This window comes from Brevibacillus sp. FSL L8-0520, assembly GCF_037963895.1.
Classification (GTDB): Bacteria; Bacillota; Bacilli; order Brevibacillales; family Brevibacillaceae; genus Brevibacillus; species Brevibacillus borstelensis.
Genome location: NZ_CP150171.1, coordinates 2,658,883 through 2,678,630 on the forward strand (window position 1 = coordinate 2,658,883; position 19,748 = coordinate 2,678,630).

The window sequence follows — 19,748 nt, forward strand, 5'->3', positions numbered from 1 at the left end:
CTTATTTGTCCGTCGCAATCATTTATTATTCTGCATAAGTCAGACAGAAAAAGGAGGAGTAGCATGTTTGCAAAGAAAGCGGCAGGTGCATTGCTGCTGGCATCCCTGCTGGTGCCGTCGATCGGACATGCCCAACCGGTTGTCCAGACAAAATCTGCTGTCCAGCCGGCTGACATGATCCTGCAAAACGGTGCCGTCTATACGGTAGACCGGAACCGGAACTGGGCCGAAGCGGTCGCAGTCAAGGGAGATACCATCGTTTATGTCGGTACCAACGAAGGAGCAAAAGCGTACGCCGGGGCACAGACTAAAGTGGTGGATGTAAAGGGGAAGATGGTTCTGCCGGGCTTCATCGACAGCCATACCCATGCCAGCAAGACGACCGGCATGATTTACACAGTCGATCTGTTTGAACTGGGGTCGATCGAAGAATACGTGAAAGCTGTCAAGGAATTTGTGAAGAAGTATCCAGAGGAAACCGCGATCCAGGGGCGGGGCTGGACGAACTCGGCTGCCACCGGAATTGGACCGCGTAAAGAGGCGCTGGATGAAGTATCCAAAGACATCCCGATCGCACTCACATCGGATGATGGTCATTCTCTGTGGGTAAACTCCAAGGCATTGGAAGTGGCGGGAATCACAAAAAGCACGCCGAATCCGGACGGAGGTCTGATCGAGCGCGATCCGGCTACTGGAGAGGCTTCAGGAACACTGCGCGAAAAGGCGATGGACCTCGTGCTGAAGAAAATTCCGGGTCTTTCAGTCGAGCAGTATATGAACGGAATTTTGGAATATCAGAAGCTGGCCGCCGAGCGTGGGGTCACGACAGCGCGCGATCCGGACATGCTGCGCTATCCAAACGTGCTCGAGGCGTACAAGCAGCTCTCTGAGGAAGACAAGCTGACTGTCCGCTTCCGCAACGCCATTACTGCAGACCCGGCGAAGGGTCCGGAGCAGGTGAAAGAGTTCATCAAGCTGCGCGAAGAGAACAAAGGCCCTCATTTTCAGATCAACGCGGTGAAAATATTCATGGACGGCGTCGTAGAGGGTGCTACCGGCTATCTGGAAGAGCCGTACAAGCACAAGCATACGAGGGGCCAGCTGATCTGGGACCCGGAAGTGTACAACGAGACGGCGGCGGCTGTCGATAAAGCCGGCTTCCAGCTGCACGTCCACTCGATCGGCGATGCAGCGACGAGAATTACTCTCGACGGATTCGAATATGCGGAGAAAAAGAACGGACAGCGGGATGCTCGTCCTTCCATTGTTCATTTGCAATTGTTCAATCCAAAAGATATGGAGCGCTTTAAAAAGCTGGGCGTCATCGGAATCCCGCAGCCTTACTGGTTCTTGAAGGAGCCCGGGTTCTTTGAAGAAATCGAGGTCCCGTATTTGGGCCGGGAGCGGGCCGAAGAGGAGTACCCGATGAAAAGCATGATCAACGCAGGCATCGTGATGGCTTCCGGCAGCGACTACATTGTGACCCAGGAGTTTAATCCGCTGCACGGCATTCAACAAGGCATCACCCGGATTGAAGAGGGCAAAACGGACCCCAAAGATATTGCCAACCCGGATGAACGCGCCACACTGGCCGACATGATTGCCAGCTTTACGATTGACGGGGCTTACGCCAATTTTGTAGAGGACATTACCGGTTCTATCGAAGTGGGCAAGAAGGCAGACCTGGTCGTTCTGGATAAAAACCTGTTTGCGATTCCGGCAACGGAGATCAAGAAAACGAACATTCTCTGGACGCTGTTTGAAGGCAAAGAAGTGTATCGAAACGAGGCGTTCAAGTAAAGGGAATAGTGAATAGGGAATGAATTGGCTTTAAGCAAAAAAAAGCTGCTCTTCCAGTAGACGAATCTGCTGGAACGGGCAGCATTTTTTACCTTCAATCAACATTCAGAGTGCGATAGACCTTATAGAACGGTGATCATTTGCCGGTGGCAATCATCAAGCAGTCGAATGATCTGCCTTTACGTCCCTGCTTTCTTTGGCGGGGGCCTGGATCGCAAATTTTGTTTTCATCAGTACGGCAATGACCAACAATGCGATCCCGTTGATAATAAATACCGTCCGGATGGGAATCCAGCCTCCCAAAAAGCCTCCCAGCACAGGACCGATCATGTTGGCGAGCTGTGTAGAGGATTGATTGAGGCTAAATGCTCTGCCGCGGAATTCAGGGTCTGTTACTTTCACGATCAGCGCATTCAAAGACGGATAGACGGCCGCGAAAAACAACCCGTAAACAAAGCGCAGGATGCCAAAGCCGTACAGGCTGGTGAAAAAGTACTGAAGCAGGTTCCCGATTCCGCCGCCCAACAAGCCGATAAAGAGAATCTTCGAGTAGCCGATCTTGTTGCCGATCTTGCCCCATTGCGGAGCGGCCAGCACCGTGGCGATTCCGACCGCGGAAAAGATGATGCCCGAGCTGAGCGAAGCATCTTGCTGAGATGCCCCGAGCTGCAGGACGTAGACGGTGAGCAGCGGCTCCAGAAGCATGACGGAGATCGTTACGACCATGGCCAGGCCGAGAATGGTGACAAAGGAGCGGTTAGCCATCGCGAGACGAATATCGTCTGCAACATGCGAACGCTCGCCGGACCGGTTGAAATTCGTTTCTTTTACGAAAAATGTGGCAATTAATGCCGCGATCAAGACGACTACAGCGGAGAAAAGGAACGCTTCCCGGTTTCCCCACAGATGGCTGACAAAGCCCCCGATAAGTGGCCCGATGATCCCGCCGGTAGCACCGGAAGTAGCCATGATGCCAAGAGCGTAGCCGACATGCTTGTCTGGCGTATTCGTCGCGACAAGTGCAATCGAGGCAGGCACAAATCCGGCCAAAAGCCCCTGCAGGACTCGAAGTGCCAGGAACGAATAAGGGTCCGTCACCAAATAGTTGAGAAAATACAAAACGGCCAAGCTGTAACCCGACCGAATCAACATGGGTTTTCTCCCGTACTTGTCAGACAGAGATCCCCAATAGGGAGATATTAACGCACTGGCCAGAAACGTAATCCCGAAAGAAATGCCCGACCATGCTTCCAGATGCTCATTAACACCCAGCGAGGTATGGAGAAAGATCGGCAAAAAAGGGATGGAGATGGAATAGGCAGCGCTGCAAAAGAAGACGCCGATCCACAAGACGACTAGATTCCGTTTCCACGAGAAAGACATGCTGCAACACAACCTTTTCAATAGAAAGAACAACGTTCACAATATGTTCATTTTAACACTCCTTTATCGTGGAGAGTTATCAAGAAAATACATAGGCCTATTGCAAAAGCTTAATAACAGATTTTCATCCGCACTCACACTGGCAGATTTCTGAAAGATGCACTTTGCGGCAGAAAACTCTCGATAGAGTGAAATCTTTTTGCAAGTTGTTCGTATATCCATATTGGGTGAAGCGAAAGAAGACAAAAAAGCCGGAAACCCGAAACAGGATGACCGGCTTCACATCTGCAGCGCGATTGTAAAACGCAGACAAGGGGGGGATGAATTGGAGCTCACTTATTTTACAAGCTTGTGCCGGAGGGCCAGCGCAACGGCTTGGGTACGATCTTCAACGCCCATTTTTTGCAAAATCCGATGGACGTGCGTCTTGACGGTTCCTTCCGAAATAAACAGGTTTTGGGCAATCTGGTCGTTGCGGAAACCATACGCAAGCTGCTGAAGGACGTCCAATTCTCTATCCGTCAAGTCTTCCAATAGGACATACCCTTTTTCAGTCGGCTCTGCCGCAACGGGCTCTTGACTGCGGAGCAATTCTGCCAACGCCTTGGCAGCCGTACCGGTATGAAAAAGGACAGCTCCCTGATAAGCGCTGCGAATCAGTTCGAGCATCTCCTGGGAATCGGCATCCTTTAGCATATACCCGACAGCGCCCGCGCGAATCCCATCCACTACGTAATTCTGGATGTCGAAGGTAGTGAGAATCAACACCTTGATGCGGGGCGATTGCTTCAAGATTTGGCGTGTTGCTTCGATTCCGGAGCACTTGGGCATCTGCACATCCATCAAAATGACATCGGGCTGGCAAGCTGCCGCTTTTTCTATCGCTTCTTCGCCGTCTGCCGCTTCGCCGACGACTTCCATATCCGGCTGCATCTGGATGACATAGCCCAAGCCTTGTCGGATCATCGTCTGGTCATCGACAAGCAACACTTTGATTTTTTTTGCGCCTTCGTTTTCTGTTTGCACCATCGTTATCCCTTCCTAAGCGATATCCTGGTACGGAATCACCACTTTGATTTCAAACCCATGTGGTTCAACCGCGGTGTAGGAGAGGGAGCCATTCAGCTCCGTCACACGTTCTTTCATGCTTGATAGTCCAAATCCCGGTGCAATGGTTTCACCAGGTGTCAGCTTTCCATCGTCACGGATGCACATATAGCAGTGGGTATCATCCTGGGTAACGATTACGTCCAATTGACCTGCCTCGGAGTGGCGCAGCGTATTTGTAACCGCTTCCTGCAAGATTCGGTAAAAAGCGATGGAAATGGTTTGTGTCAACCCAAGCTCGGGATCGTCTGCAACCAATTTGCAGCGCAGCCCGGTGTTTTTCTCCGTTTGGGAAAGGAACGCCCGCAGCGGAGCCAAACCAAGGGAAGACTGGTCACTCGCCAGCGTGTGAACAGATCCGCGAATGTCTTCCAGACTATGCTTGGCTACATAAAGCATGTTTCGTACCGCTTCCTGTGCGTCGCTAGGCCCATTTTTCAGCATGAATTGCAAGGCGTGAAGCTGGACGATCAGAGATGTGAGGGAATGCCCCAACTGATCGTGGAGATCGCGGGCAATCCTCGTGCGTTCTTCCAGGACGGCCACCTGCATCGTATGGACGGCAGCCTCCTGCAGCTCGTTATGGGCTTCTTTCAGTTGGGCATGGGCCTTTTGAAGCTGCTCCAGATGAAGCTGGTTTTGCTCATAGGCATCGAACTGGACCCGGTACCCTTTTGCTCCGACATAGCAGCCAATAAAGGTGAGCGCGAAGGGGACCAAATGCGGCGAGAAGAACGAGTGGTCCTTGATCAAAAGCAATAGTCCGATCAACCCAAGACCGGTGGCGTAGATCAGGGCCCGTTTTTCTTCCATTCTGACGCCGACAAAAATGACAAGGGGGAACAATAGCCCAATCGTCTCCGAACCTCCGGCGAGCGCTTTGATGATTGTAACCAAACCGATCAACAACGTAACGCATTCGGTGCGCAAAGGGGTCCACAGGCTCTTTGGCGTCCAGAACAGCCAGAAGTGACAGACCAGAATGGCAAACGAAAAAGCGAATTGGGTCGGAGTTTCATGCATATATGAATTCGGGACTAAAATCAGGACAATCAAAGCCAGAAACCAAACGGTAAAGTATCGCTTTTGCAAGGCTTCCAGTATTCGTTTAAACAAAGCGACACCCTTCTTTCCACACATTTTCATTTTCTTGCTTCCATTCTACCACGTGTGTCATCTATCTGTAGATAGACCTGCTCGAATCTATAATCAATCCGTCGATAGATCACATACGGAAGTCCTATGTTTACAATATACGTTGTGACAATTACATCCAGAGAAAGGATGTTGTACGTTGCTGGTTTGATAAGGGAGGCTAGGAATGAAGGAACTGATTCAGTTGGCAAAGCTGTTGCGTGAAGCGAATGCCGTGTTTTCTTCCATTTCAGAAGAAGAACTGGATACACAAGACCTGACTTGGCAACAGGTTCTCATTTTGGAACAAATCAAGGATGGACCGAAAACAATCGGCGAGATCAGCAAAGCGGTCGAACTTCCCTACAGCACCACGTCAGGGCTTGTAAACCGATTGGAGCGAGAAGATTTGGTGAAACGGTTGAGAGACGGAAACGATCGCCGGATCGTATGGGTTTCTCCGACTTTGCGCATAACCAAGGGGGAAGAGGTGGAATCTGACGAATCATACGTAGGGACACTCGAAGGAAAAACTGCTCAGATCATCTCATCACTCCATGTCCTTCACGAGATGTACACCTATAAAAAAAGAGCTACTAGTTGACTGGAAGAGGTGAGTGGATGTGAACCTATCTGCACTTTCGATTAAGCGACCCGTCACGATGATCATGCTGACGGTCGCCATGATTATTTTTGGATTCGTGTCTCTGCCTCGTTTGGCCATCGACCTGATGCCGGAGCTGAACTTTCCGGTAGCTGTGGTCGTTACCTCTGTAGACGGAGGTTCGCCAAGCGAAGTAGAAAAGCTGGTGACCAAGCCGATAGAAAATGCGCTGGGTACGGTAGCGGACCTGGACAGCATTTCATCGGTCTCCATGCAGGGGGCTTCCCAGGTCATTTTGTTCTTCAACTGGGGAACAGATCTGGACCAGGCGACCCTGAATATGCGGGATAAGGTAGACCAGGTGCGGGGGATATTGCCGGATTCGGCACATGCTCCGCGGGTACTTAGAATTGATCCGAACAGTCAGCCGATCCTTACCTACGCGCTGACTGGCGAACAAGATGTAAACCAGTTGAAGAAAATCGCCGAAGATGTCATTCAATCCCGACTGGAGCGGATTGATGGCGTCGCTTCCGTATCGATTGGCGGCGGTCAGGGCCGGGTTGTCGATGTGACATTGGACCCGGCGAAGCTGTCTGCATACGGACTGACGCTTGAACAGATTCAACAAGCCATCGGAAGCAACAACATCTCGGGTACTGCCGGTTCTGTCCGTGAAGGCGACGGCAAAATGAACATCCGGGTGCAAGGCGAGTTCGCGAGTGTCGATCAGATCGCCATGACACCCATTCCGGTAGGAAGCAGCTCGATCCGGTTAAAAGACATTGCGACTGTCGAAGATACACTGGAATCGATCACGCAGTTGAACTACGTAAACGGGCAGCCAAGCCTGGGCCTGTCCATTACGAAAGCATCAGGGGGCAATACGATCGAAGTCGCTGATGCCGTAAAAAAAGAAATGGAGAAGCTGAAGAAGGATCTGCCGGAGAACATCGTCGTCACAAATACGATGGATACGTCAACCTATATCAAGGACTCCATTTACACCACTGCTGAGCACGCTTTGCTGGGTGGCGGTATCGGGATCATCATGCTGTTCTTCTTCCTCGGAAGTTTTCAATCGATGTTGATTGCCACGATCGTTCTTCCTGTTTCGATCGTCGCGACCTTCCTGTTGATGTACATGACAGGACAGACGATCAACCTGATCTCCTTGTCCGGTTTGACTCTCGGACTTGGTTCATTGATTGACTTTGCGGTTGTTATTTTGGAAAATATTTTCCGACAGCGGGAAAAAGGCAAGAGCATGATGGAGGCCGCACTGGTCGGCTCCAAAGAAGTCGGAAACGCCGTAATGGCGTCCGCTTTGGCGCAAATTTGCGTATTCCTTCCGATTGCCATGACGGAAGGAATCGCTTCTGAATTGTTCGGTCCATTGGCGCTGACTGTCGTATACTCCCATATCGCCGCACTGGTGTTCTCGCTCATGCTGGTGCCGATGATGAGCTCGCGCATCTTGAAAAAAGTGCCGCATCATGGTGATATGAAAGGGTACCGGGGCGTCAACCCTGTCAAATGGTTCAATATCGGATTCAAGAGAGTGGAAAACGGCTATCGCGGCCTTTTGAAATGGTCCCTGGGCCACCGGAAAACCGTTCTTTTCGTGACCATCGGTACGATGATCGGCTCTCTGCTGTTGACGCCGATGATCGGAGCAGAGTTCATGCCGGCCATGGATGAAGGACAGGTGTCCATTTCCATTAAGATGCCGAACGGCACGATTGTAGAGGAAACAGAGAAGGTTGCCAAGCAAATCGAAGAAATCGCCTCGAAAGTACCGGAACTGAAAACCTTGTCTACCTCGATCGGCAGCAGCGGTTCGCCGATTGCAGCCACTGCAACATCAAACCGGGCGTCAGTGACATTGCTGCTTGTCGATGTGACCGAGCGGACTCGTTCGTCGAGCGATATCGCCATCGACCTGCAAAAACAAGTGGCGTCGATACCTGGAGCTGAAATTACCGTAAGCTCCTCGCAAGGCTTCGCGACAGGCTCCCCGGTAGAGCTTACCCTCCGTGGTGATGATCTGGCTGTCTTGCAAGACATCGGCGGCATCATCAAGGAACAAATCAAGAGTATCCCGGGTACAGCCAACGTAGCGACAAGTATGGAAGATACGCTGCAGGAATACGAAGTGCTGGTGGATGCCGAGAAAGCTAGTATGTATGGACTTACTACGGGGCAAATCCTGTCCAGCGTCCGTACGTCTTTCCAAGGACAGACTGTAACGAAATATCGTACAGGCGACGATGAAATCGATGTAAAGATCAAACTTCCTGAATCTTACCAAGAAGATATCAACTATCTGAAAAACCTGCGGATTTCAGCGCCGGGCGGAGCGCAAGTCGCGCTTTCCTCTGTAGCGACGATTTCCAAGGTAGAGGTTCCGCTGGCGATCAATCGTTCCAATCTGTCTCGCGAGATCAAGATTACGAGCGATCTGGCCGGGCGCGATCTGAATTCGGTGACGCGAGACATTCAGGCGAAGCTGTCGAAGCTCACGCTGCCGGATGGATATAAAGTTGATTTTGGCGGTCAATCGGAGGACATGGCTGAGTCCTTCGCTAGCCTCGGACTGGCAATTATCCTGTCAGTCGTACTCGTGTACATGGTTATGGCGGGGCAGTTTGAATCCTTCTACACGCCGTTTATCATTATGTTCTCGGTACCGCCGACAGTTACCGGGGTACTTCTCGGACTGCTGGTGACAGCGACACCGCTCAGCGTATCCGTATTGATCGGTTACATTCTTTTGATCGGTCTCGTCGTGAACAACGCGATCGTATTGATCGACTACGTGAATCAACTGCGTGCGAAAGGGCATTCCCTGCACGAAGCGATTCTGGAAGCAGGTCCGATTCGTCTTCGTCCGATTTTGATGACGACCATGACCACGATCCTTGCGATTGGACCGCTTGCCTTCGCAACGGGTTCCGGTAGTGAGTCTCAAGCGCCGATGGCCATCACCGTTATTTTTGGTCTGAGCTTCTCCACGTTGATTACATTGGTGCTGGTGCCTGTTGTCACGACATTGTTCGATGATTTCGGCAAGAAACTGCGCGACAGACGCAACCGGAAAAGAGAGAAGCGGAAACAAAAACAAAGCGTTCCAGTCATCGAATCGTAAGTGCATGTGGGATAAGGAGGGAAATGTGAACGTGAGAAAACAACCCATTATTTTAGCGCTATCCGTGGCATTGCTCGTAGCTGGCTGCTCCCAGCCGGAAGCAGCTGCTCCGTCAGATACGCAGGCAGAAGAAGCGGCGACTCCCGTACAGATTGAACAGGTGAAAAAAGGAGTCGTCAGCAGCGAAGCGGGAATTTCAGCCAAATTGGCTCCAAGCGAGGAAATACAGATCAGTCCCAAAGTCAGCGGGAAAATTACAAGCCTCCCGGTAAAGCTGGGTCAGCCTGTTAAAAAGGGAGAAGTCTTGTTTAAACTGGATGAGACGGATCTCGCCAATACAGTCGCCCAGCAGGAAGCAGCCTATAAGGTGGCACTGGCGAATCTCAAGCAGTCGGGAAGCAGTACGGATCAAAGCCTGGTACAGGCACAAAACAGCTTGAAACAAGCTGAACAAGCACTGACGGATGCCCAGCTGAACCAGCAACGGATGAAACAACTGTTTGATCAAGGGGCTATCTCATCCCAGCAGTTCGAGCAAGCAAACACAAGTCTGATGAATGCACAGACTGCACATGAAAACGCTAAGCAAACGTTGGAAACAACCAAGCAAAAAACAACACTGCAAGTATCGGAAGCAACCGTGAACCAAGCAGCGGTCGCTTTGCAAAATGCTAGAGAGCAGCTGGCGAATGCAGTCGTGACAGCGCCGATCAGCGGCTTTGTTTCGAGCGTAAACGGAGCGGTTGGACAGATTGCTTCGCAGGGAACTCCCGTTGTCGTCATCGTCAACACAAACCCGCTCTTGGTCAAAGCGAATCTTTCTGAACAAGACATCACAAAAGTCAAAGTGGGTACGGCCGTAAAGGTAAACATCCCGATTCTCGGCAAAGAAGTGGAAGCAAAAGTATCGGCGGTGAGCCCTGTGATGAATTCACAGCTCAAGGCGTATCCGATCGAAATTTCGATCCCGAACCCTTCCAACGAGCTGAAGGCGGACATGGTCGTGAACGTTACGTTTGCAGGTCAAGTCTCCGGCAAGGAAGAGGAGCTGATCGTTCCGCGCAAAGCCGTGTTTGAACGAGAGGGCAAAAAATTTGTATTCCGTATCGAGGATGAAGTCGCCAAGCAGGTGGAAGTCACTACTGGTGAAGAAACGAGCGACCAGATCGTGATTAAATCCGGTTTGGCCGAGGGAGATAAGGTAGTCGTCAAAGGACAGACATTGCTGCAAGACGGTAAAAAAGTATCGATCATTCAGTAATAAAGGCATTTCGGGATGGGCCTGTACGGACCTTCCCGGGAAGGCTGACAAGACAGAAAAGAGCTGTGCAATCGCAGGAGGCTGCGGCACAGCTCTTTTTTTGTGTCGGTTTGGATCAAGCGGTTTGGAACAAAATAACGAAGGAGCCCTCCGCTCAACAGCGTTTATTTCAGTTGTTCATTTAAGATGCTTTCCTCCAGGACAGCAAATTTATCTCCGTATACTTTGGTAATATGTCTTTCTCCCCAGGCACAAAGGGAGTCCAGTATTCCTTTCAAGCTCCACCCATACTCGCTGAGCTCATATTCGACCCTGGGCGGGACTTGGTTGTACACAATTCGGTTTATGACCCCGTCTTCCTCCAGCTCGCGCAATTGTTGTGTCAGCATTTTTTGGGTAATGGCTGGCATCAGCCGTTTCAATTCGCTCGTCCTCTTTTTGCCGTGGGTCAAATGGCAGAGGATGACGCATTTCCATTTGCCTCCGATGACTTCGAGCGTTGCTTCGACAGCGATGTTGTACTTCTTCTTTTGCATGGTGCTACCTCCTGAAAACAGGCACCAAAAAGTGCCTATCATACTTTTGAGTACCTATGACACAAAAAAGTGCGTTCTTTTCTTTTTGACTTATAACTCCCATAATAGCATTTGCCGGCGGAAAATCACTATACTTTTTTATTTAGATAGTCTGTTGGCAACTAGGGCCCTAGAAATAGACACAAACAGGAGGAGGAACCATGCCTTTGGATCATAAGCGTAATATGTGGGCACTGCTGGCATTGGCAGTGAGTGCATTCGCGATAGGAACCACAGAATTTATCAGCGTGGGATTACTGCCGCTGATCGCTCAAGATTTACACATCTCTGTCACGACAGCCGGGCTGACCGTTTCCCTCTATGCACTTGGGGTCACGGTCGGCGCGCCAATCCTGACATCACTGACTTCCACCATGAACCGGAAAACACTTTTGCTATGGATCATGGTCGTCTTTATCGCGGGGAACAGCATTGCAGCCAGTTCGACCAGCGTAAGCATTCTGCTGATAGCCCGTGTTTTGTCCGCCTTCGCGCACGGTGTATTTATGTCAATCGGGTCTACCATCGCCGCCAATTTGGTGCCGGAGGATCGCAGAGCCAGCGCGATCTCGATCATGTTTACAGGCCTTACGGTGGCTACCGTTACTGGAGTGCCGATCGGAACCTTTATCGGTCAACAGTTCGGGTGGCGGCTTGCCTTTGTAGCGATTGTTGCGGTAGGGGCTATCGCCTTGATTGCGAACGGCATCCTGGTTCCTCGCAATTTGGCAAAAGGGATTCGCACAAAATTTGGCGATCAGCTCAAGCTCGTTACAAATGGGCGGTTGCTGCTGGTATTCTTGATTACCGCGTTGGGGTATGGGGGCACGTTCGTCGTCTTCACTTATTTGTCTCCACTGCTTCAGGATATAACAGGGTTTAAAGCTGAAACGGTCGCGGTCATCTTGCTTGTGTACGGCATCGCGATTGCAGTCGGAAACGTAATTGGCGGAAAAGTAGCGAATCGAAAGCCGATTGTGGCCTTGTTTTATATGTTTATCGTGCAAGCGGCAGTCCTTTTTCTTTTGGCGTTCACCGCACCGTTCAAAGTAGCTGGCTTGATTACGATCTTTCTGATGGGACTGTTCGCCTTTATGAACGTGCCTGGTCTGCAAGTGTACGTCGTCATGCTGGCAGAGCGTTTTGTCCCCAGTGCTGTAGATGTCGCCTCAGCGATCAATATCGCCGCCTTTAATGCAGGTATCGCCATCGGCTCCTATCTCGGCGGGGTCATTACCGATTCCATCGGTCTCATTCATACCTCATGGATCGGCGGCTTCATGGTACTGGCGGCTGTCGTCTTGTCCGGCTGGAGTCGGGCATTGGAGCAAAGGGATCAAAGAGAGCAACGCGCATAATCATCATTTCCATTTCACATAGTCAGGAGGACTTTCATCATGGCAAAACATTTACAAGATACAACAACATTGCATAACGGGGTAAAAATGCCTTGGCTCGGCTTGGGAGTATTTAAGGTAGAAGAAGGGCCGGAATTGGTGAATGCCGTAAAAACCGCTATCGTTCATGGGTACCGGAGTGTCGATACTGCAGCGATTTACGAAAATGAAGCAGGAGTCGGAGAAGGGATCCGTGAAGGGATGAAAGAAGCTCGCATCGCAAGGGAGGAGCTGTTCATCACCTCAAAGGTTTGGAATGCCGACCTGGGATATGAATCGACAATCGCTGCCTACCAGGCAAGCCTGGACAAGCTGGGGCTGGACTATCTTGATCTGTACTTGATTCATTGGCCTGTAGCGGGCAAATACAAAGAGGCATGGCGGGCACTGGAGACGCTTTACAAAGAAGGGCGGGTCAAAGCGGTCGGGGTCAGCAACTTCCAAATCCATCACCTCGAAGACTTGATGAAGGATGCAGAAATCAAACCGATGGTGAACCAGGTGGAGTACCATCCGCGCTTGACCCAAAAAGAGCTTCAGGCGTATTGCCAGAAGCACGGCATTCAGTTGGAAGCGTGGTCGCCGCTCATGCAGGGGCAATTGTTGGATAATCCAGTCCTGCAGGAGATCGCAACAAAGCACGGCAAATCGGTTGCCCAGATCATTTTGCGCTGGGACCTGCAAAACGGAGTGGTTACGATCCCCAAATCGACAAAGGCGCAGCGAATCGTCGAAAACGCTACGGTATTCGATTTTGAGCTGACGAGCGAAGAGATGGAGCGAATCGACAGCTTGAATCAAAATCTCAGAGTCGGTCCGGATCCGGATAACTTTGACTTTTAATAGACCGAAAGCCCTCTTGTTGACTATCGCAAGAGGGCTCCTTTCATAAAGGGAGCATCCATCCTCCCAAAGCGCCGATGATCACTACAATCCATGGCGGGGTTTTCCAGAACACGAGGAGACAAAACAAGAATCCTGCCAAGGCAAAATCAGCAGAAGACTGGATCGAGCTTGTCCAGATCGGATGATAGAGCGCTGCCAATAGAATTCCCACGACTGCCGCATTGATCGCCCGCAAAGCGCCCTGGATGCGCGGATTTTTCCGCAGCGTATGCCAAAATGGGAGCGTTCCGATTACGAGCAAAAAAGCCGGGAGAAACATAGCGATCGTGGCGAAAAGAGCACCTGACCAACCTCCGATCATGGCTCCCAGGTAACCGGCAAATGTAAAGAGCGGGCCGGGGACCGCTTGTGCAGCACCGTATCCGGCGAGAAACTGTTCTTTTGACAAATAACCTGCACGGACCAGTTCACTGTCGAGCAAGGGCAAGACGACGTGACCGCCTCCAAATACCAATGAACCGGCCCGATAAAAATGGTCGGACAGGCTGATCCATGAAGGTCCGCCGATGTGGCTTAGGATCGGCAAGAGAACCAAGAGGGCGAAAAAAAGAAGCAAGCACAGCAATCCGGCTGTCCGGCTGATCGGCACGCGCAGCTCCGAATCCGGGGAATGGTCACTTTGTTTCCACGCGAGGCATCCAAACGCTCCTGCCAGCAGGATAACGAGCACTTGAACCGCCGCAGTTGGCCACATTAGACACACCGCAGCGGTTAACATGGCGATGGTTGCACGAATCCGGTCGGGAGCGAGCTTTTGTCCCATAGACAGAACCGCTTGCACAACGATCGCGACTGCCACGATTTTCAGCCCGTGAATCCAGCCGGCATCAAGGCTGTTTGCAGCGCTTAAAAACGAAGCAAAACAAGCAAGGAGAAGCACCGAAGGGAGCGTAAACCCGATCCAGGCTGCAACTCCGCCCCAAATGCCGCCGCGTATGACTCCGATCCCGATCCCTGCCTGGCTGCTGGCCGGGCCGGGGAGAAACTGGCAGAGCGCAACCAAGTCCGCATACGCCTGGTCGTCGAGCCATTTGCGTTTGCGAACATACTCATTATGAAAATAACCGAGATGCGCGACGGGTCCGCCAAAAGAGGTAAGTCCCAGCTTTGTGGCGACGAGGAATATCTCTTTTACGTTTCTCCACTGATTTTGCTTCGTTTGTCGCTCCTTTGAAAGCATAGGCTCCAATTCCAACATCGTCCCGCCTTTCGGATGCAGAATGATCGGTTTAGGACCGGTCTTTTTCTTTTCATTATAACAGCGAAAAGGGACCTTGCCTCTACCTGGTTCAGCCTGGTAAGAGGTGAGGTCCCTTTTTTGCGTGTTCCGAGCGAAGCAGTGGGTGGATGGAGCCGCCTCCCCCGCACACGTGCGGTATCACATGGTGAGGTTTCAGCAGGAATCCAGCCCTGCATGTTACCCGATCTCTGCGTTTTTTGAAAATGGCGTTCAATCCACGGTCGTTTCTTTACGCTTGATCATCAAAAGGTAGCACAGGATTGCTCCAATTTCGGCAAGCGCGATGACGACACCCATCGGTACGGCTGTGCCGCTGCCGCCGATCCCGACGAGAGGGGCGACGATGCCGCCGGAAACAAAGGAGAGCAGGCCGATCAGCGCAGAGGCGCTGCCTGCCGCTTTGGCCTGGTTTTGCATCGCCAGTGAAAAAGCAGTCGTACTGACGATACCGACGCTGGATACGACGAGGAATAGCGGCGGCAGGACAGCTGCAAGTCCAGCGCCGATGAGGATCATGGCCAAGAGCGAGATGCCGCCGAACACAGCGATCCCCAGTCCGATGATCAGCAGCTTTTTCTCACTGACGCGTCCGGCAAGCTTTCCGGTAATTTGTCCGGCGATAATGATCCCCAGGCCATTTATGGCAAAGAACAAGCTGAACATTTGCGGCGAAGCCCCGTAAATATTTTGAATCACAAAGGGCGAACCGGAAATGTAAGCAAACATCGCCGCCGACACGAGACCCGAGGACAGCGCGTAGCCCATGAAGTTCCGGTCGGTGAGCAGGCCGCGGAAGGTGGAGAGCGTCTGTGTCAAGCCGCCGGGTGCGCGGCGTTCTGCGGGCAGAGTCTCAGGCAGCTTCAGCAAGACCGCGACCAGCATCAGGACCCCGATTGCTCCAAGTACAATGAATACACCCCGCCAAGACGTTACCTCCAGGAGTTGGCCGCCAAAAATAGGGGCCAGAATCGGAGCAGCACCGTTGACGAGCATCAGCATCGAGGAGAATTTCGTCATTTCTGTCCCGGAGTACATGTCCCGAACCATCGCCCGTGCAATCACGATGCCGGCGGCTCCGGCAACCCCTTGAATGAACCGGAGCGCGACGAAGCCCCAAATCGAAGGCATAAGGGCACACAGCAAAGAGGTGACAATGTAGACGATCAGACCGATCAAAAGCGGCTTGCGCCTGCCCTGTACATCGCTGAGCGGTCCTGCCAAAAGCTGTCCCGCAGAAAGGCCGAGCAGGCAGGATGTCAGGCTTAATTGGACCAAAGAAGTGCTCGTTTGCAATTCTTCGGCGATCTTTGGCAGCGACGGCAGGTACATATCGAGAGACAAAGGTCCAAAAGCGGTTAAAGAACCGAGCACAAGAACCATCATCAAACGGCTGGTGCCAATCGCTTTTTCGGTTGTACGGTTGTACGAAATCATTGGATCACTCACAAGTATCATTCAAACCTTTCTGTGCAAATTTCCGTCGATGAACGCTTCGACGACTGTACATCCTCCAAATCTTTATGCATTTGCTGCAGCAAGCGGCGGAACAGCTCCTTTTCTTCCGGGGTAAAGTGTGCGAAGCACTTTTCTTCGATCTCTTGCAACGCTTCTTTTACCGCTTTCTCTGCTTGGCGTCCTTTTTCGGTGAGAAAGACCCTGGACACTCGCTGATCGTGGGGGTCATTTCTGCGCTCCACCAGTCCTGTCTTGACCATCCGGTTGACCATGACGGTCATCGTGGCTGGCTTGATGTTTAGCTTGCGGGCAAGCTCCTGCTGAATCTGGCCGTCCTCTTCCGCCAGACGGATGAGCAGCGGCGGCTGACCGGGGTAAACATCGTAGGCTTGAATCAAGAGGTCGACATTGTGACGGTACAGCTTCATCACATGGCTCATCAGATGGGTTAGGGCAGTGGAGTAGTCAAAAGCCATGAAGATCCCCCTTCGTTTAGCCGACTAATGAAAATGAGTGTAAAGCTTTGCCTCTTTTTTGTCAATGGATGAACAAGCTGCTTGCTGGGGGAAAAAAGAGGACAAAACGGCACTCCAGAAGCATTGACAAAAGCTGAGAAAGTACGTAAAATAATCCAAACTATTCCGATAAGAGAACTACATGTCGACTAGACCACTAGAGACAGGAATACCTTTCAGGGGGATTCTGTCTCTTTTTTTTAGTGGGGCCCGCGAGAAGGCAAAGAACAGCAGTCAGCCTGGAATACGAGGAGAGAGACAGATGAATATCGAAAATCTGGAAGCTTTTGTTTACGTCGTCCACTTTAACAGCTTTAACAAAGCAGCAGATGCCTTGTTCTTGTCGCAGCCATCCATCACGGCCCGGATTCAATCGCTTGAGCGTGAACTGGACACCAAGCTGTTTCACCGGGAAGGCAGGAAATTCACCCTGACGGAAAAAGGGAGGCAGTTTCTTCCGTATGCGCAGCAGATACTGCAATCGTATAAAAAAGGAAAACAGCAGCTTCAGACAACTGGCGCGGGAATAAAGGAAATACGCCTCGGCTGCACAGCATCGGTATCCCATTACTTGATCCCGGAAATCTTGCCGGTCTTGAGAAAAAAATACCCCGAGCTTCAGATCAAGCTGGTGACAGGACCATCCGAAGCGATTTTGCAAAAGGTGACGGAAAACGAAATCGACCTGGGACTGGTGCGAAACATCACACATCCGCGGATTGATTCGGTCATGTTTTATGAAGACCCGATTCGTCTCTTTGTGTATCCAGGCCATCCGTTATGGGAGCAGGATAATGTCACGATAGAAGAAGCAGGGAATTACTCTTTGGTCTTTTTTGAATGCGGCTCGCTTGACTGGATCAAGCTTCACCGACTGTTTGAGTCCTTGTCCCGACTACCGTCCATCGATCTGTACATAGACAATGTAGAGGCCGCGAAAAAATGCATATGCAAAGGACTGGGGATCGGTTTTTTGCCCGAATCATGCGCGAGAAGGGAAGTACGGGAAAAGCAGCTTTGCCCGATTGCGATACCAGCTCTTACCTCGTTAACCTTGCGAACGAATGTGATCGCACGCAAAGGGGAGGGCGGCGAAATCTGGAACACATTTTTGTCTCTGAGGAAAGAAATCGACTGGAAAAGCAGCTTCCATGAATCACGATTGAACTTCTCTATTCATGAATAGAAAAAGCTGATTACCCAGCCGATTGACTGTGCGAGGAGGCGGTGGTACATTTTTTTACAACAAATCCCGATTAAACAAATCGGAATAATAAAAGTTATCGTTCAGCTTGCCCGCGAGGAGGGAGCGACCATGAGCATTCGGTTAAGTATTTTGGATCAAAGCCAGATTGGCAAGGGGGAGTCGGCGGAAGAAGCGTTTCTTCATACCATCACCTTGGCCCAAACAGCGGAGGAGCTCGGCTACCATCGGTTTTGGGTGTCGGAGCACCACAATTCTGATGACGTCGTCGGCTCTTCGCCCGAAGTGTTGCTTGCATATTTGGCAGCCAAGACAAAGCGTATCCGGCTCGGTTCCGGAGGAGTGATGCTTCAGCATTACAGTCCCTATAAAGTCGCTGAAAATTTCAACGTGCTGGCAGCGTTGGCCCCGGGGCGCATCGATTTGGGCATTGGCCGTGCGCCGGGCGGACTCCCTTTATCCACGAGGGCCCTGCAGCAAGAGGGCGGAACATCAAAGCCGCTGGAGGAAAAGCTCAAGGAGCTGGATGCCTATCTGCATAACCGGATTGAAGAGACGCATCCGCTGTTTGGCTTGCGTGCGACGCCGATCCCGCAAACCCCGGCTCCCATCTATTTGCTCGGAACAAGCACCTCCAGTGCCGAATTGGCCGCACAAGCTGGCTTGCCTTACGTCTTTGCCCAGTTTATCAACGGGGATGAGGCCGTGATACGCGCTGCCTTTATCCGTTACCGAGAACGGTTTTCCGCAAAATCTCCTGCCGAGGCTGCCAAAAGAGAAGCCATTCTGGCGCTGTCGGTGATCGTAGCGGCGACTGATCGGGAAGCCAGGGAATGGGCTTCGGAATACAAGAATGTCAAGATCCATCTCGAAGGCGGGAGAACGTTGACTGTGAACAGCATAGAGGCAGCCGAAGCTTTCGGCGTACAATCCGGGGAAAAGTACAGGATCGAGGTAAAGGAGGCAAATATCATTGCCGGTTCACAAAATACCGTTCGCAATAAGCTGCTGGAGCTTCAGCGCGTCTATCAGGTCGACGAACTGATCATCACCGTGCCGCTCAAGGATTTCCACAGGCGCCTCGACTCGTATGTGCAAGTAAAGGAAGCATTCGCGGACGAGTCGATACCAAGCCGGTAGGGGACTCCGCCTTTGTCCACAAATCAAATGGAGGGAATGTTATGAAAAAAACAGCGTTGTTATCTTTGTTGATCGGCACCTTCCTGGTTGCATCCGGTTGCTCTCCCGGCCCGGTAACCCAAGGGGCAGGGGGAAGTCTGGCGAGCGCGGCTTCCGGCGTCAAAACGGTTGTGGTGGGTACGGGCACTTCATTTCCGAACATCTGCTTTATTGATGAAAATGGCAAGCTGACCGGCTATGATGTCGAGCTGATCAGAGAGATCGACAGGCGGCTTCCAGACTACGAATTTGAATTGAAAACCTTTGAGTTCAAAAACCTCCTGCTCAGCCTGGAGACAAGCAAGATCGATCTGATCGCCCATCAGATGGAAGTAAATGAAGAAAGAAAGGCCAAGTTCTTGTTCAACGATGAGGCTTACAATATTTTTCCCAACAAGGTTGTCGTTCGCCAGGACAACAACGAGGTACGCTCCATCGAGGATTTGAAGGGGAAAAAGCTGATCGTGACTGCGACGAGCAATGCCGCGGTGCTCGCTGAGAAGTGGAACAAAGAGCATGGCAATCCGATCAACATCGTCTACACCGGCACGGGCGAGGATGCCAATGCCCAGATCAAATCGGGGCGGGTCGACGCAACCATCAGCACCCAGTTTGCCATCGATTTTCTCAATAAATCGGTGGATGCGCAGTTGAAAACGGTCGGGGAGCCGCTTTCGAATTCGAAAGTCTATTACATTTTGCGAAAAGACGCGACGGAGCTGAAGCAGCGAATCGATGAAGCCTTGCGGGAAATCAAGGCAGACGGAACGCTGGCGAAATTAAGCACAGAATGGCTGGGCGGTGACTACACCGTTGAGCAGTAATGGAGTCTTTTCGTCG

16 protein-coding genes are annotated in these 19,748 nt (G+C 51.5%); 9 read left to right on the forward strand and 7 right to left on the reverse strand.

The features are described 5' to 3' along the window. Positions 1-63: 63 nt before the first annotated feature. On the forward strand, positions 64-1,800 hold the full coding sequence (locus NSQ24_RS13250; protein WP_003386855.1) for an amidohydrolase: 1,737 nt from the start codon (positions 64-66) through the stop codon (positions 1,798-1,800). 156 nt (positions 1,801-1,956) lie between these two features. Here NSQ24_RS13250 and NSQ24_RS13255 read toward each other — a convergent pair whose 3' ends face one another. The 3 genes from NSQ24_RS13255 to NSQ24_RS13265 form a co-directional block, all read right to left on the reverse strand. Beyond that, positions 1,957-3,183 (reverse strand): MFS transporter, encoded by a 1,227-nt coding sequence (locus tag NSQ24_RS13255; protein ID WP_024984754.1) that lies wholly within the window; start codon positions 3,181-3,183, stop codon positions 1,957-1,959. Positions 3,184-3,519: 336 nt separating this feature from the next. Beyond that, positions 3,520-4,212, reverse strand: coding sequence for a response regulator transcription factor (locus NSQ24_RS13260; protein WP_003386853.1), 693 nt, complete (start codon positions 4,210-4,212; stop codon positions 3,520-3,522). Positions 4,213-4,224: 12 nt separating this feature from the next. After that, positions 4,225-5,436, reverse strand: coding sequence for a sensor histidine kinase (locus NSQ24_RS13265; RefSeq protein ID WP_003386852.1), 1,212 nt, complete (start codon positions 5,434-5,436; stop codon positions 4,225-4,227). A 175-nt stretch (positions 5,437-5,611) separates the two neighbouring features. Here NSQ24_RS13265 and NSQ24_RS13270 point away from each other — a divergent pair, with 175 nt between their 5' ends. The 3 genes from NSQ24_RS13270 to NSQ24_RS13280 are packed head-to-tail and all read left to right on the forward strand — an operon-like array spanning position 5,612 to position 10,437. Beyond that, entirely contained in the window at positions 5,612-6,028 is a 417-nt protein-coding gene (locus NSQ24_RS13270) for a MarR family transcriptional regulator (protein ID WP_003386851.1), read from the forward strand. Positions 6,029-6,047: 19 nt separating this feature from the next. Continuing rightward, positions 6,048-9,176 (forward strand): efflux RND transporter permease subunit, encoded by a 3,129-nt coding sequence (locus NSQ24_RS13275; RefSeq protein WP_031933333.1) that lies wholly within the window; start codon positions 6,048-6,050, stop codon positions 9,174-9,176. Positions 9,177-9,201: 25 nt separating this feature from the next. Next, the gene (locus NSQ24_RS13280) at positions 9,202-10,437 is read left to right on the forward strand and encodes an efflux RND transporter periplasmic adaptor subunit (RefSeq protein ID WP_339167989.1); all 1,236 of its coding nucleotides are present in this window, start codon (positions 9,202-9,204) and stop codon (positions 10,435-10,437) included. A 164-nt stretch (positions 10,438-10,601) separates the two neighbouring features. Here the strand turns inward: NSQ24_RS13280 and NSQ24_RS13285 are convergent, their stop codons facing one another. After that, on the reverse strand, positions 10,602-10,973 hold the full coding sequence (locus tag NSQ24_RS13285; protein WP_003386848.1) for a helix-turn-helix domain-containing protein: 372 nt from the start codon (positions 10,971-10,973) through the stop codon (positions 10,602-10,604). Positions 10,974-11,173: 200 nt separating this feature from the next. Here NSQ24_RS13285 and NSQ24_RS13290 point away from each other — a divergent pair, with 200 nt between their 5' ends. Both NSQ24_RS13290 and NSQ24_RS13295 read left to right on the forward strand, forming a co-directional pair. Then, positions 11,174-12,370, forward strand: a complete 1,197-nt coding sequence (locus NSQ24_RS13290; protein WP_339167991.1) for an MFS transporter — start codon at positions 11,174-11,176, stop codon at positions 12,368-12,370. A gap of 39 nt (positions 12,371-12,409) precedes the next feature. Further along, entirely contained in the window at positions 12,410-13,252 is an 843-nt protein-coding gene (locus NSQ24_RS13295) for an aldo/keto reductase (protein ID WP_339167992.1), read from the forward strand. 43 nt (positions 13,253-13,295) lie between these two features. Here NSQ24_RS13295 and NSQ24_RS13300 read toward each other — a convergent pair whose 3' ends face one another. The 3 genes from NSQ24_RS13300 to NSQ24_RS13310 all read right to left on the reverse strand — a co-directional run bounded on the left by NSQ24_RS13300 (position 13,296) and on the right by NSQ24_RS13310 (position 16,486). Next, positions 13,296-14,513 (reverse strand): chromate transporter, encoded by a 1,218-nt coding sequence (locus tag NSQ24_RS13300; protein ID WP_152562260.1) that lies wholly within the window; start codon positions 14,511-14,513, stop codon positions 13,296-13,298. Positions 14,514-14,765: 252 nt separating this feature from the next. Beyond that, positions 14,766-15,989: a multidrug effflux MFS transporter gene (locus NSQ24_RS13305; RefSeq protein WP_035989194.1), complete on the reverse strand. Its 1,224-nt coding sequence runs from the start codon at positions 15,987-15,989 to the stop codon at positions 14,766-14,768. 17 nt (positions 15,990-16,006) lie between these two features. After that, the gene (locus NSQ24_RS13310) at positions 16,007-16,486 is read right to left on the reverse strand and encodes a MarR family transcriptional regulator (protein WP_003386841.1); all 480 of its coding nucleotides are present in this window, start codon (positions 16,484-16,486) and stop codon (positions 16,007-16,009) included. Positions 16,487-16,787: 301 nt separating this feature from the next. Here NSQ24_RS13310 and NSQ24_RS13315 point away from each other — a divergent pair, with 301 nt between their 5' ends. From NSQ24_RS13315 to NSQ24_RS13325, 3 genes are all read left to right on the forward strand, one after another. Beyond that, positions 16,788-17,711, forward strand: coding sequence for a LysR family transcriptional regulator (locus tag NSQ24_RS13315; protein ID WP_003386840.1), 924 nt, complete (start codon positions 16,788-16,790; stop codon positions 17,709-17,711). Positions 17,712-17,840: 129 nt separating this feature from the next. Next, the gene (locus NSQ24_RS13320; protein ID WP_172920307.1) at positions 17,841-18,869 is read left to right on the forward strand and encodes an LLM class flavin-dependent oxidoreductase; all 1,029 of its coding nucleotides are present in this window, start codon (positions 17,841-17,843) and stop codon (positions 18,867-18,869) included. 41 nt (positions 18,870-18,910) lie between these two features. Next, positions 18,911-19,732 carry an amino acid ABC transporter substrate-binding protein gene (locus NSQ24_RS13325; RefSeq protein ID WP_003386838.1) on the forward strand — a complete coding sequence of 274 codons (822 nt, stop codon included), beginning with the start codon at positions 18,911-18,913 and terminating at the stop codon, positions 19,730-19,732. Positions 19,733-19,748: the final 16 nt, after the last annotated feature.